Origin of the sequence: Exiguobacterium sp. s22 (genome assembly GCF_018617455.1) — a bacterium.
Lineage (GTDB): Bacteria > Bacillota > Bacilli > Exiguobacteriales > Exiguobacteriaceae > Exiguobacterium.
The window spans coordinates 530631-545272 of record NZ_JACSKD010000001.1 but is presented as its reverse complement, the minus strand read 5'-3'; the positions used below and the strand labels follow the sequence as shown (position 1 = coordinate 545272).

The following is a 14642-nucleotide window of genomic DNA, read 5'->3' as shown; positions in this document are numbered from 1 at the left end:
AGAGGTGAAACGTCAGAACGTTTACGAAGCAAGAGAGCGGCGGACTTGAACGTTCTCTGAAATTTTAACTGCAAGAATAGCGGCAATCACTGCTTTGAGTAAATCACCAAAAATAAACGGGATGTTCACTTTTAGCGCATCAATGAAGGACATGCCGACAACAATTTCAAGACCGATGCATCCAAGTAAATAGACGAACCCGAGTCCAAAAAGAACGTTATACCCAATCAATCCTGGAATTGAACGATGCTTTTCACTAAACCAACCAATCAATAATGCCGCAATCGGGAAAGCGATTAAATAGCCGACTGTCGGTCCGACAAATGGTGCGAAACCGCCTTGTCCGCTTAATACTGGAAGACCGATTAACCCAAGAAGTAAATAAACAAGGACCGCTAAAAATCCTTTACGTGCCCCAAATACACCGGCAATCGTCATGATGGCAAGTGTTTGCAAGGTGATCGGAACAGGTCCAATCGGTATTTCAATAAAGCCGACACTGGCAATGAGTGCTGCGCCAAAAGCGATTTGTGTCATATCTTGAATTTTCATATGTAAACCCCTTTTCAGTTAACGTTAACAATATAAAAGTTAACATGTTCGAATAGGGATGGCAAGTAGTTTTTTGCCTTTCAAACTTAATCAATGATGTGATCGTTTCCGGTTCGACGTAATTCCTCAATCGATGAACGTATTAAAGTGTAGTCTGTTTGTTGAGCAGGATTCTTGCTATCATTAACAGGGGGAACTAGACGACGAGCACTGATTTATATAATTTTTATATTGAATGGATGAACATGAATACGCGTCCTCGTTTACTGACGAGGACGCGTAATTGTTATGAATGGGTCAGCTTGCTCATGCATTCTGAAGCTTCTTTCAATTGTACGCGGACGGCATCAAATCCTGTCCCACCGTAACTGTTTCGACGTGCGACTGCCTGTTCAGGGGTCAAGGCATCATACACATCGTCTTCGATCAATTCGGAGTGTGTTTGGAACACCGTGATTGGGAGCTCGCGTAAATACAATCGCTCATCCACGCAATATTTGACGAGTTTACCTGTCACTTCGTGAGCTTCACGGAACGGTACTCCTTTTGCCGTCAAATAATCAGCAAGTTCGGTAGCGTTAGAAAAATCACGCTCGGTCGCTTGTTTCATGACGTCAGGATGGAACGTCAATTCATTCATCATCCCCGCCATGATACTGAGTGAGCCTTGAACGGTCTTGACCGTATCAAACATTCCTTCTTTATCTTCCTGTAAATCTTTATTATATGCGAGAGGAAGTCCTTTCATGAGCGTCAATAATCCCATCAAGTTTCCAATCACACGACCCGATTTTCCACGGACGAGTTCGGCCATGTCCGGATTTTTCTTTTGTGGCATCATGCTCGAACCGGTAGAGAACGTATCCGACACGGTAATGAAACGATATTCTTCACTGGCCCAAAGAATCAACTCCTCACAGAAACGGGAAAGATGCATCATGAGGATTGATGCGTTCGAGAGGAATTCAAGAATGAAGTCGCGGTCACTGACAGCATCGAGGCTGTTCGGGTAAACCCGATTGAATCCAAGCAATTCGGCTGACCGGAAGCGGTCGATTGGGAACGTTGTCCCAGCGAGCGCGCCTGCGCCAAGAGGGGACCAATCGATTCGCTTCAAACTGTCTGTAAATCGCTCTTTGTCCCGTTCGAGCATCCAAAAGTAGGTGAGTAAATGGTGCGCAAGTGAAATTGGTTGTGCACGCTGAAGGTGCGTATAGCCAGGCATGATCGTCTCGACGTTTTTTGAAGCGTGTGCATGCAATTCTTGTTGAAGTGATTCAATCAAGTGAATCACTTCTTTCACACGTTCTTTCAAGTAAAGATGCATGTCTGTCGCGACTTGATCGTTTCGGCTACGTGCTGTATGCATCTTTCCGGCGATGGGACCAATTTCCTCGTGCAACAGTGCCTCAAGATTCATGTGAATGTCTTCATGATACACTTCGAATTTTAATTCACCGGCGATTGCTTTTTGTTTTAACAGATTGAGTCCTTCAAGTAGTTGAGTCACTTCATCGTTAGAGAGGATATTTTGGTCTCCTAACATCGTCACGTGAGCCATGCTTCCCTCTAAATCTTCCAAGACGAGTTGAGCGTCAAATTCTATCGATGCACCGAATGCATCGACCCAATCACTCGCTGTCTTCTCGAAGCGACCACCCCATAATTTACTCATTGATAAAAGCTCCCTTTTCCATTAAGACTTCTGATTGAACTTTTGTAGGTAAGCCCCATAGTTTAATAAATCCAACAGCTGCTTGTTGATCGAACGTATCTGCTGATGTATATGTCGCCAGTTCCTCGTCATAGAGTGAAATCGGTGATTTACGTCCGTCAACGATGGCTTGTCCTTTAAACAGCTTCATGCGAACCGTTCCTGTGACGGTTGCCTGAGTTTCATCGATAAAAGCAAGGAGTGCCTTCGTAAGTGGTGAATACCAAAGTCCGTTATAAATGGTCTCCGTTAACTTCTGCTCTACAATCGGTTTGAAGTGTGCGACTTCACGGACGAGGGTCAACGCTTCGAGTGCCTTGTGCGCAGTAATCAATGTCATAGCCCCTGGAGCTTCATATACTTCACGTGATTTAATACCGACGACACGGTTCTCGATGTGGTCGATTTTTCCTACACCGTGTGCACCTGCAACGATATTGATTTCTTTTAAAATATCTGTGAATGATTGACTCTTACCATTGATTGCAACCGGCACTCCATTTTTGAATTCAATTTCAAGATAAGTCGGTTCGTGTGGTGTATCTTCAAGAGCTGCCGTCAATTCATAAGCACTCTCTGGTGGTGCCGCCCAAGGATCTTCTAAAATACCGCATTCGATGGCGCGTCCCCAAATGTTTTGGTCAATCGAGAAAGGCTCTTCTTGAACGATTGGAATCGGGATATCATGTTTCGCCGCATAAGCAATTTCTTCCTCGCGTGACCATTTCCATTCACGAACGGGTGCAACGATTTCAAGTGAAGGGTCGAGTGCATGAATGGACACTTCGAAACGCACTTGGTCATTTCCTTTCCCTGTACAACCGTGAGCCACAGCGACGGCACCTTCGGCTTGTGCGACCTCGACCAATTTTTTCGAGATGAGAGGGCGTGACAGAGCAGAAACGAGTGGGTAGACACCTTCATATAACGTGTGCGCTTGCATAGAGTAACGAGCGAATTCTGTAACGAATTCATCAACCGCATCGATCACGATTGATTTTTTTGCCCCGACTTTCATCGCTTTTTGCTGAATTTTTTCTAAGTCTTTCCCTTCCCCGACATTCAAACAGACGGCAATGACATCATATCCTTGTTCATCCAACCATTTAATCGCAACCGATGTATCCAAACCACCTGAGTAAGCCAATACGAGTTTCTGTTTCAAAATATGAACACCCCTTATGAATAATTATTAATCTTTATTTATAAATATACGACTTAGTGTAAGGGATAACCGAAAGCGTGGCAACCTTTTTTTGAAAATAAAAAGACCACGAGCGATTTCGTGGTCATCATTGTTCGATTGTAAGCTCTGGTAACCACTGTGACATATGGTCGCTGACAGTGGAAAGAAGTTCAGGTTTGACTGAATTTAACGGAACAACCTCATAATGTCCATCAGATGACTTTTGCGTAAAGGTTGGATAGAACATCGGTTGTTTGAGTTCAAATGTGGTTGCCTCATCAGTGGTTGTTTTGACAACATCGATTCCGATGATGCCTCCCGTGTTCCGATCATCTCCTTTTTGACCAGAGAAGAAATTACCAAGAGAGTAAACTACAAATGTCTGATTACCATTTACACCTTCAAGCATGATTGGAGGTTGTAACACGTGAGGGTGATGACCGATGATGATGTCGACTCCGAGGTCTGCTAATGATTGGGCGAGCTCAGTTTGGGTCTCATTCGGTAACCGCTCATATTCCGTACCAAAATGGAGAGAAACGACTGTCAGATCGGTGGACTGTTCTGCCCTCTCGATCTCTGGTCGCATCTGTGCGAGGTCGATATAATTCACGTGATATGGTTGCTTCGGCACGATGCCATTTGTTCCATACGTATATGCGAGGAAGGAAAAAGAAATATCGTTGGCCGTCAACGTACGAATATTCGCTTTGTCCTCAGCAGATAGAAATGAGCCTGTATAAGGTATTCCGATGGCGTTCCAGTGTCCGATAGAGTTCTCGATGGCTTGGACGCCACGATCAAGTGAATGATTATTCGCTGTCGTAACTAAATCAACACCAGACCGTTTGAGTGTATCTCCAATCTCAAAGGGACTATTAAAGGCAGGATAACTTGATAATCCGATTTCACTTCCGCCAATCATGCTCTCTTGATTCGCAATGGTGATATCAGCGCGCTTCAAGATCGGGGCGACTTGTTCAAAAGCGGAATCAAAGTCAAATCCGTCATCGGTACGAGCGGCATCATACACGTTGTCATGTAACAACACATCCCCGATTGCATATATTGAGGCAGACGTGACAATTGGCTCGGGTTCAGCAGGTGGCGTTTCTTCAGGAAGATCAACAATCGGTTTTTCGACTTCTTCTGGTACTGTTGGTACTTCTTGATTTGTTGCCGGAGTCGTACCACAAGCAATTAATAAAACAAAACTAGACATGAAGGTAAGGCGAGAGACAATCTTGATTGGTTTCATCTCGATTCTCCTTTTCACGACAGATTCGTACGATAACCCTAAAGTTCGTCGATAATTAAGAAAAATCCTGCCTAATTAAAAAATGACAGGTCATTTTTGACCTGTCATGAGAATTATTTGATATGCTCTCTAACCATATCTTGCATTTGGTCAAACTCACGTTGAATGACCTCATTTGGTGGCGGCATCATTAAACTCACGATATAGATGGCGAGTGCCGACAAGAAGAATGCGGGAATCATTTCATACATTGTCCCAAACGTACCGAAAAGAGATGCAGCATAGTTCTTCCATAAAATGACGACAAAGGCACCCGTCAACATTCCGGCAAGCGCTCCTTGACGAGTCGTCCGTTTCCAAAACAGACTGAACAAGATGAGTGGCCCGAAGGATGAACCGAAACCAGCCCATGCATATCCGACTAGATTTAGGATGGTGTCATCTGCATCGAGTGCGAGAATAATCGATACAATCGAGACGAGGATGACCGTGATCCGCCCCACCATGACGAGTTCTTTGTCGCCAGCATCTTTACGGAAGAATTTTTGATAAAAGTCTGTCGTCGCAGCACTTGATGAGACGAGTAATTGCGACGAGATGGTCGACATGATGGCAGCAAGGAGTGCGGCCAACAGAACGCCCGTCACCAAATCCGGGAATAATAAGTCAGATAAGTTGATAAAGACGTTTTCCGGATTATCGATGGTGAGGCCTTGTTGTGTGTAATAGGCAAGACCGAACAACCCGGTCGCCATCGCCCCGACAACGGTGAAGACCATCCATGAAATCCCGATGCGACGTGCCGTCTTAATGTCCTCAAGCTTTCCGATTGCCATAAAACGGACGATGATGTGCGGCTGGCCGAAATAGCCGAGACCCCAGGCAAATAATGAAACAATACCGATGAGTGATTGTCCTGTCCATGGGTCAAGCAATGCTTCATCAATATTTCGTACCGTGTCAAGAGCGGTCGAAACCCCATCAGTTGCCATAATGGCGATGGCAGGTACAAAAATAAGGGCGAACAACATGATCAATCCCTGAACAAAATCTGTCCAGCTGACGGCTAAGAAACCACCGATAAACGTATACAGAATAATGATGGAAGCGAGAATGACGACTCCCGTGACAAATTCAATGTCAAAGACGGCATTGAATAGGCGACCACCTGCGACGAATCCGCTTGTCGCATACAGTGTGAAAAAGATTAACGTGACAGCAGCTGAAAATGAACGCAATACACCTTTTGTGTCTTTAAATCGTTTCTCAAAGAAATCTGGAATAGTAATCGCATCATCCGATATGTATGAATAAATGCGTAATCTTGGTGCGACCAATAACCAGTTTAAATAAGCACCGATTGTCAACCCGATGACAATCCAACCACTCGAGATTCCTGTGGCATACATGGCTCCCGGTAGGCCCATTAATAGCCAGCCACTCATGTCAGAAGCGCCAGCAGATAAAGCGGCTACTCCAGGACCAAGTCCACGTCCACCTAACATGTAATCTCCGATACTGCTTGTTCTCCGATACGCGATGATCCCAAGTAAGACCATCAGTGCCATATAAAGAACAATGGACACTAAAATTCCGTTCATCAACATCCCCCCGAATAAAAATAAATGAAAACGCTTTCAGTTATAGAATATCACTTTGTCAAAATATTGTCACAACAAGAGGGGAAATGTAAAGATGTTTTTGAGAGCTGGTCCTAAATTAACGGAATGTACAAGACACGAGGTGGTCATTGACGAGACCAGTCGCTTGTAGGTGGGCATACACCGTCGTCGGGCCTAAAAACTTAAAGCCCCGTCGCTTGAGGTCTTTACTCAATCGTTCAGACAGTTCTGTCGTGGCAGGAACTTCATCCAAGCTGTCCCATCTGTTGATAACGGGCTCATGGTCGACGAATGACCAAATATAGGAATCGAACGTACCGAATTCCTGTTGAATCTTGATGAATTGCTTCGCATTATTGATGGATGCCTCGATTTTCTTTCGATTTCGGACGATGCCACTATCTAACATAAGCCTTTCAATATCCTCTTCTGTAAACATGGAAACGTCTTGTACCTCAAAGTTTGCGTAAGCATGTCGATAGTTTTCACGTTTTCTTAAAATCGTGATCCAACTCAAACCAGCTTGTGCACTCTCGAGTGTCAAACATTCAAAGTGCTTCTGGTCGTCGTGAACGGGCTTTCCCCATTCCTCGTCATGATAACGAACGTATAACGGATCGGTTCCGCACCAAGGACAGCGTGATGTTTCAACCAAAATACTCAACTCCTTTTATAAGAAGTGTAGCATGTCTCGGTGGTTATGTACGGAAATGGACGGGTATATGGAGTGGGAATGGAGGAATTGACATGAGTGACTGGATGATTTCAGTAATCGAGCAATATGGGTACATAGGGATCGCATTCATGATTTTTATTGAAAACGTATTTCCGCCCATCCCGTCTGAAGTGGTTCTCTTGTTTGGTGGATTTTTTGCTGTAAAGACGAACTTGTCCATCACGCTCGTCATCGTGGCATCGACAGTTGGTGCCATTTTAGGAGCGGTATTGCTGTATGGCCTCGGACTCTTGTTTGATGTTGAGCAAATTGAAAAATGGACAAAGCGATACGGGAAATGGCTCCGACTCGACATCAAAAATGTACGAAAAGCGGATGCCTGGTTCGATCGATACGGAGGGTGGATGGTCTTCTTTGGACGTTTGATGCCGGTCGTTCGAAGCCTGATCTCGATTCCTGCAGGGATGTCAAACATGCCATTCGTGAAATTTCTACTGCTCAGTACGGCTGGGACAGCTTTATGGAATACCATTCTCATCGTCATCGGGATGAAAGTCGGGGAGAACTGGCAAGATATTCTCGCATACCTCGATGCTTATTCTTATGCAATCTATGGGCTACTATTCATCGGGGTCATCATCTATATCGTATGGCGTAAAAAACGGCACAACAAACTAGCGAAAGACTAACGCGCAAAACAGGCGGACCCAGCGTATGGGTCCGCCAATTCATTCTTCTTTTTTCTCGTCAGGTAAGACTTTCGTGAGGGTTTTCTCCGTTTTTTCTGCCAAGTACTCTGAGAAACGGAACAGAATGATTCCAACAATGGCTGACACGAAAATATAGAGACCGACAAACAAGTTGATGGCCCCGTTCGAAAGGGCGGTGAATAAAATAGAGAACTCCCCACGTGGCGCGAGTGAGAACCCGGCTTCATTCGCCTGAACACGCGTCAAGCCATAGATTCTGCCCCCGACGCGTCCGACAATCCATTTGGATAATACTCCCCACACAATCAAGACGAAGAAGAGTGCATTTACGATGACACCTTTCTCGAGGTTGATCGAGATACCGAACGAGATGAAAAAGATTGGCAAGAATAAATCTCGGACGGGTACGGTCAAACGCTTCAGCGGTCTCACATCGTGGATATCTGCGAGCATGATCCCGGCGATAAATGCCCCTAAAATCTCAGATAATCCAAACACCATGCCGATTCCTGCGAAAAAGAGAATGAGTCCAATCAGACCGATGCTCGCATCATCTTGTCGCAGTAAGTGCTTCGAAAATTTTTGTTGCTTGGATACAAATCTCGAACCGATGAACAAGAGTATGCCAAATATAAGAAATCCTGCGAACACTTTTCCGATATCGGACATCGCAACCGGTTCTTCTTGGATGATGAAAGGGGCGACCGTCAAGAGGAGTGGGGCAAAAATATCCTCAAAGATCAGTAATGCGAGCACAAATTCTTTAATATCTTCATGTTTTTCGGAATGCCGCTCAAGCAGCTTCGCAGAGATGGAGGAGCTCGTCGCATATAAGACGGCCCCGATTAAAAAGGCGCGAGGAAAATCGAGACCAAATGCTAAAGCAATCCCGAACGATACCCCGAATGACAGAATGATATCGAGTATTCCCGCCTTCCATACTTTCCGCATGCGCTTCCAAAGTTCACGTAGTGGAAACTTTAGACCGAGTAGGAAAAACAAAAGAATGATTCCAATCTCTCCCGCGACTTTAAAGACTTCATTCCCATCCCAGAAAAATCCGACCCCGACCCCGATTGCGATAAACGCTAAAATACTCGGAAAGAATAATCGTTCAATCAGGAAACTGAGGACAGAGATGAGGGTGAGCGCCAATCCGAGCAACACGATGATATTTAATCCATCCATACGTCATCTCCTCTCATGACCCCAATTAGCTTTCTCTTTGATTCCATTGATACTCCATTCCGACGGATTCAGGTCGTGAGTAATCAAAACCGAACTGTCGATACAACCCATCGGCTGGAATGTCTGCGATTAAACTAATGATGGCCGTTTCATCCGCTTCTTGTAAGATCCAGTCCATCAAATGCTCCATGATTAATTTTCCGAGTCCAAGACCCTGGCACTCCGGGTCTACGACGATATCTACTAAATGGAATACCATTCCGCCGTCACCGACGACACGTCCCATCCCGACAATCTCATCATCTAAGTATAAACAAATCCCAAAAAGCGTATTTTGAAGTCCTTTCACCGTGCCTCGATCAGAACGTCGTGGCATCCCCGCCTTCACGCGTAACGCTTGATGTTGTTCAGGAGTCGGTGTTTCGACTTTTACAGTTACTTCATTGACCATACTCAAATCCCCCTCTACACAAGTTGATTTTATTTTCCCGATATATTGAATGAGTAAACCTTGATTTATAAAATCGGCTATCTGCATAATGAGAAAGAGACAGGGGGAATAGTTGATGATCAATGGTCAATCCATCTTACCGGCGATACGGGACATGCGGGATTTGGAGCGGTTTTTATCGAGTGATTTCGAATTAGGGGTGTTATTAGAGATTCATATGAGTCGATTGGACTCCATCTTCAAATTATTGGGGAAACATGATAAAAAAGTGTTCATTCATATGGATTTGATTCAAGGTATGAAGGCGGACGAGTATGCGACGGAATATGTTTGCCAAACATATAAACCGTTCGGGATCATATCGACGAAAGGAAATGTCATCGTCAAGGCGAAACAAAATGATGTCGTGACGGTGCAGCGACTTTTTTTGATTGACTCGACATCGCTCGAAAAGAGTATCAAACACATTGAACGTTCAAAACCGGACTATATCGAAGTCTTACCAGGTATTGTGCCGAAGTATATTCAACGCGTAAAGGAGAAGACGGGAATACCCGTTTTCGCAGGTGGGCTGATTGAAACAAAGGAGGAAGTCCAAGCGGCACTTGATGCGGGAGCGAGTGTGATCACGACTTCGAATCGAAAACTATGGTCCGACTAATCGAGATTTGGGTATACAGTCTTTTAGGAGGGATGAATGATGAAAGACGTGATGATTGTAACAGGAGCTAGTCAAGGAATTGGTTATGCGATTGCACAAGCTTTCGTAAATCAGTATGAAGTGATCGGGCTAGACATTGGAGATGATCCGGATATCGAAGGGTTACGCTTTTATCAAGTAGACCTTGGAGACACGTCTGAACTTAAGCGTGTCTTTGACGATATTCACAACGAATTTGGTCGAGCCCATGTATTGATCAACAATGGAGGAATCGCTTCGCTGGTCAAGCCGATTGATGAGCTTGAGATTGACACGTTCAAACGAGTCATCGATGTCAATTTAGTCGGAACATTTAGTTGTGCGAAATACTTTTTAGAACTGAATCAAGGTGAGTCGTACGGAAGAATCGTCAATATGGCTTCGACTCGTGCCATTCAAAATGAGCCACACTGGGACGCATATGGGGCTTCGAAAGGCGGAATCGTCGGCTTGACCCATTCACTTGCCATCTCATTAGGCGACCGCCCTGTGACGGTGAATGCGATCAGTCCAGGATGGATTCATACGTCCGATGAGGCATTACGCGAGATTGATCATGAGCAGCACCCATCAGGACGGGTCGGTGAACCGGAAGATATCGTCCGCGCTGTGCAGTACTTGATTGACCGTAAAAACAGTTTTGTGAACGGTCATAATCTTGTCATCGATGGGGGAATGACGAAAAAAATGATTTATGAAGAATGATGCGACAATATACCTAAAATTGGTCGAAATTTAGGTTATATGTACCTAATTCCGGGTAAGGGATAGAAGGGTTTTCATCCGGAAGAAGGAGGATCGTGACATGAATCCGCTCGTTGAAGAAGCACTGCGTTTTTCGTCTATTCGTCACGGAGGACAGTATCGAAAAGGTTCAACCATTCCATATTTGTCACATCCATTCTCGGTCGCCATGCTTCTTGAGTCCGATCATCAACCACCGGCAGTGGTGGCGGCAGGTTTGCTTCATGATTTGGTTGAGGACACGAAGACAGACCCACAAGAAATCTTATCAAAATTCGGTTCTGACGTTCACAGGCTCGTTCTCGCGGTCTCGGAGAAAAATCGTGAAGAGTCGTGGGAACAGCGAAAACGGATGACACTTCAACAGGTGCAGTCACTTCAATTTGATGAAGTCGCACTTCTCGTGGCGGATAAGCTACATAATCTCCGCTCCATCCGTTATGATCTTGAGATGGAAGGGATGAAGGTGTGGCAACGTTTTAAACGGCCGATGCGGGACCAATCGTGGTATTACCATGAGTTGCTGTCAGCATTTGAACCATTTCGGAGCTCGACAGACCTGATTGGCTTGTATGAACAAGAACTCCATCTATTATTTTACGGTGAGAAAAATGCGAAAGATCGAAAAGTGGCAAGACTCCTCGAATCCATGTTGACTTATTTCATCGAGGACGAATGGTTGCAAGAATCGGCACCACTATGTCAAACGGCATATGAGTTAAGAGAGATTGTTGCGCGAGAGACGATTGATGACGAAGAGATTGCGTGCTTCCGAAAACGACTTCACGAAGCGGGTTGGACCACGCCGTTGCCACCTGAGAAACTCGCAGGGATGCAAGAGCTCGCATATCGGACGGCTTTCGACCCACAGGAGCTTCTCGCACTCATGCGCCGCTCGATTGTCAACTAGTTCTCTTCATGCTATAGTCAAAAGGAAGATAAAAAGGGGAGTAGCGACCACAGTTGTGGTCGATGGGTCGTCATTACAGTGCATACGCACTCGGTCCATCGAGCTTTTACAAGTCCGCAAGACCTTTTTATGGGCGTTTTTGTCGTCCATAAAAAGGTCTTTTTTGTTTACCCAAGGAGGAGAAAAAATGGTATTTGTTTATTTCTTACTGGCCGCGGCCATCACTGTCTATGCCGCCATCAAATTGTCAACGTACGCCGACGTCATGACTGAAAAATCGAAAATGGGCGGGATGCTCGTCGGTACGGTTTTATTGGCAGGAGCGACGTCGCTCCCGGAAGTGACAACGAGTATATCGGCTGTCATGATTGACAACCCCGACATTGCCATCGGGAACATGCTTGGGAGTAACCTATTCAATATCTTTATCTTAGCGATGTTCGACCTATACTTCCGACAGAAGCAATTATTCAACTATGCGAGCCGGGACCATCTGTATACGGCCGGACTTGGGTTACTCTTGACCGTCACGACGTTGATTGCCTTGATTGTTCGCGTCGACATGACGTTTATCGGAATCGGAGTCGACGCACTCCTCATTGCGATCCTTTACGGCATCGGAATCTACTATATCGGGAAACAACCGAAAGAGCCGATCGCGGAACAAGAGGTCGAAGAAGAGGTGGTTGTCGGGAAATATGAAGACATCACGCTGAAACGTGCGGTCTTTGGATTCATCATCGCTGCAATCGTGATCATGGCGGCAGGAACAGCCCTTTCGATCACGGGAGACCAGATTGCCGTCGTCACAGGACTCGGTTCTAGCTTTGTCGGTAGCTTCTTGATTGCGGCATCGACGTCACTCCCGGAAGCGGTCGCCGTGTTCATGGCACTCAAACTTCGTAATGTCAACTTGGCATTCGGTTCGATTCTCGGTTCGAATATCTTCAATATGCTCATTATCGCCATGTCCGATGTCTTTTATCGGAATGGGTCAATCCTCGCAGATGTCTCGACGTCACACCTCGTATCTGCGGTCGGGATCACCATCCTATCGATCCTTGTGATGTACAGTGTGCTCAGACAAAATGTCACGTCGAAGGTACGTTATGTGATTCCTTCGTTACTCGTTGTCGTCGTCTATTTCGTTTCGTCTTACTTGATCTTTATCGGGTGAACTCATGCATCAGCCTTAGGGCTGATGTTTTTTAAATTGGGAATGCGAATTCATTGCTTCGGGTATAGGGGAATGGAAGGAGGGGTGGCGATGCAAATGCAAGAAGTGGAAACACGGCAAGCGTATACGATTTTGATTCCGGCCTATAACCCTGACGAGGCACTCGTCACACTCGTTGAGAAGTTGAGGGCACGCGGGTTTTCGACCATCATTGTGGTCAATGACGGTAGTGACGAGTCGACGGTAGGGACATTTGATAAGATTGCATCATTTGTCGACCAAGTGCTAACGCACGAACAGAATCAAGGGAAGGGAGCAGCAATCAAGACAGGATTACGCTACGCGGTAGATACGTACCCGGAAAAAATAGGGGTGATCACGGTCGATGCCGACGGGCAACATCTACCAGAGGATGTCGTCAACGTGTATGAGGAAGGTGTGAATAAACCACATCATCTCATCATGGGATGTCGAGATTTTAGCGGAGAGGCGATTCCGTTCCGGAGCCGATTCGGCAATCAGGCGACACGGCTTGTCATGTTGATTGGGAGCGGGCTGAAGTTAAAAGACACGCAAACGGGACTTCGAGCCATCCCGATGCGATATGCGCGACAACTGATTGACATTCCTGGAAATCGATATGAGTTCGAGATGAATATGCTCACGTTCACGAAACGATTGCAGGTCCCGATTCAACAAACGACCATCCAGACCGTATATGAGAATGAAAATGATTCATCCCATTTTAGACCGATTCTCGACTCGATTTTAATTTATCGGATGTTTTTGATGTATTCGTTATCCTCTGTCGCCTCGTTCCTTGTCGACGTAGGGATGTATGCGCTCTTTATTTATTTATTATCCCCATACTTCGATACGGCTCACGTCGTCATCGCGACGGTCATCGCTCGAATCATTTCCTCTCTCTTCAATTATCTCGTTAATCGAAAAGTAGTCTTCGATTCGAAGGCGCGGCGGTCTCTTCCGAAATATTTTAGTCTCGTCGTGCTTCAAATGGCTGTTTCAGCACTCCTTGTTTATCTCTTGTTTCTCTTGCTCAGACAAGGCGAGGTCATCCTAAAAGTAATCGTCGATAGTTTTCTCTTTTTCGTCAGTTATTATGTCCAGAAGAGATGGATTTTCAAAAAATAACCGGTCATGATTTCATGACCGGTTTAATATGCGAGCGTTCCTGTTTTCACGGACGTATAGCGATGTAATTCTTTTGGGCTTGTGATGCCGGTTTTTTGCATCATGTCTCGCATAAGTAGCGCGCATACGCGAGCGTCTTCTGCGGCATCATGATGAATAAACGGCACGTTCAAGTGTTCTGCCATCGTGTTCAACTTATGGTTCGGGAGTCCTGGATACAGTTTACGTGACAGTTTGACGGTGCAACCGTACTCGATTGTAGGGAAATCGAATAGATCATATTTCACAATCGCCTTTCTCAAGGCACCCATATCAAATGAGGCGTTATGTGCGATGACGAGGTCCACTTCCCGTAAAATCGGGTAAAGAGAGGAAAGCACTTCCGGTAAGGCCGGTGCATCCCACACGTCACTAGGACGAATGCCATGGACGCGGATGTTACCCATATCAAAGTCTTCCTCCGGGTTGACGAGTCGCTGGTCTGTTTCGACCACATCTCCGTTTTGAAGGATGCTCCATCCGACAGAACAGATGCTGCGACTATCACGGTTAGCGGTCTCCACGTCAAGTGCGAGAATGGTATGGTTCATAGTTTACCTTCT

At 45.6% G+C, this 14642-nt stretch carries 15 protein-coding genes; 6 read left to right on the top strand and 9 right to left on the bottom strand.

Annotated features, from left to right (window positions below; genetic code table 11):
- Positions 1-21: 21 nt before the first annotated feature.
- From KNO94_RS02835 to KNO94_RS02810, 6 genes are all read right to left on the bottom strand, one after another.
- Entirely contained in the window at positions 22-552 is a 531-nt protein-coding gene (locus KNO94_RS02835) for a biotin transporter BioY (protein WP_214777355.1), read from the bottom strand.
- A 286-nt stretch (positions 553-838) separates the two neighbouring features.
- Positions 839-2227, bottom strand: coding sequence for an argininosuccinate lyase (gene argH / locus KNO94_RS02830; RefSeq protein WP_214740840.1), 1389 nt, complete (start codon positions 2225-2227; stop codon positions 839-841).
- A complete protein-coding gene (locus KNO94_RS02825; RefSeq protein ID WP_214777623.1) occupies positions 2220-3434 on the bottom strand; it encodes an argininosuccinate synthase in 1215 nt (404 codons plus the stop codon). Before KNO94_RS02825 ends, argH begins: the two co-directional genes overlap by 8 nt.
- Positions 3435-3558: 124 nt before the next feature.
- Positions 3559-4710 (bottom strand): CapA family protein, encoded by a 1152-nt coding sequence (locus tag KNO94_RS02820; protein ID WP_214777353.1) that lies wholly within the window; start codon positions 4708-4710, stop codon positions 3559-3561.
- Positions 4711-4823: 113 nt separating this feature from the next.
- Positions 4824-6311, bottom strand: a complete 1488-nt coding sequence (gene putP / locus KNO94_RS02815) for a sodium/proline symporter PutP (protein WP_214777351.1) — start codon at positions 6309-6311, stop codon at positions 4824-4826.
- 118 nt (positions 6312-6429) lie between these two features.
- Entirely contained in the window at positions 6430-6987 is a 558-nt protein-coding gene (locus KNO94_RS02810) for a DNA-3-methyladenine glycosylase I (RefSeq protein ID WP_214777349.1), read from the bottom strand.
- A gap of 92 nt (positions 6988-7079) precedes the next feature.
- Here KNO94_RS02810 and KNO94_RS02805 point away from each other — a divergent pair, with 92 nt between their 5' ends.
- Positions 7080-7697, top strand: a complete 618-nt coding sequence (locus KNO94_RS02805) for a DedA family protein (RefSeq protein WP_214777347.1) — start codon at positions 7080-7082, stop codon at positions 7695-7697.
- A 39-nt stretch (positions 7698-7736) separates the two neighbouring features.
- On the opposite strand, the gene KNO94_RS02800 is transcribed toward KNO94_RS02805, so the two are convergent.
- Complete coding sequence (locus KNO94_RS02800) at positions 7737-8906, bottom strand: cation:proton antiporter (RefSeq protein WP_214777345.1); 1170 nt, start codon at positions 8904-8906, stop codon at positions 7737-7739.
- A 25-nt stretch (positions 8907-8931) separates the two neighbouring features.
- Complete coding sequence (locus tag KNO94_RS02795; protein WP_047795266.1) at positions 8932-9357, bottom strand: GNAT family N-acetyltransferase; 426 nt, start codon at positions 9355-9357, stop codon at positions 8932-8934.
- A 115-nt stretch (positions 9358-9472) separates the two neighbouring features.
- On the opposite strand from KNO94_RS02795, the gene KNO94_RS02790 reads away from it, so the two are divergent.
- From KNO94_RS02790 to KNO94_RS02770, 5 genes are all read left to right on the top strand, one after another.
- A complete protein-coding gene (locus KNO94_RS02790) occupies positions 9473-10018 on the top strand; it encodes a glycerol-3-phosphate responsive antiterminator (RefSeq protein WP_214777343.1) in 546 nt (181 codons plus the stop codon).
- Between the two features lie 39 nt (positions 10019-10057).
- A complete protein-coding gene (locus KNO94_RS02785) occupies positions 10058-10762 on the top strand; it encodes an SDR family NAD(P)-dependent oxidoreductase (protein ID WP_251125768.1) in 705 nt (234 codons plus the stop codon).
- 100 nt (positions 10763-10862) lie between these two features.
- Positions 10863-11711 (top strand): HD domain-containing protein, encoded by an 849-nt coding sequence (locus KNO94_RS02780; protein WP_214777339.1) that lies wholly within the window; start codon positions 10863-10865, stop codon positions 11709-11711.
- 187 nt (positions 11712-11898) lie between these two features.
- Positions 11899-12888: a sodium:calcium antiporter gene (locus tag KNO94_RS02775; RefSeq protein ID WP_214777337.1), complete on the top strand. Its 990-nt coding sequence runs from the start codon at positions 11899-11901 to the stop codon at positions 12886-12888.
- Between the two features lie 90 nt (positions 12889-12978).
- Entirely contained in the window at positions 12979-14040 is a 1062-nt protein-coding gene (locus KNO94_RS02770; RefSeq protein WP_214777335.1) for a bifunctional glycosyltransferase family 2/GtrA family protein, read from the top strand.
- A 23-nt stretch (positions 14041-14063) separates the two neighbouring features.
- Here the strand turns inward: KNO94_RS02770 and KNO94_RS02765 are convergent, their stop codons facing one another.
- Complete coding sequence (locus KNO94_RS02765; protein WP_012726407.1) at positions 14064-14630, bottom strand: 3'-5' exonuclease; 567 nt, start codon at positions 14628-14630, stop codon at positions 14064-14066.
- Positions 14631-14642 lie beyond the last annotated feature (12 nt).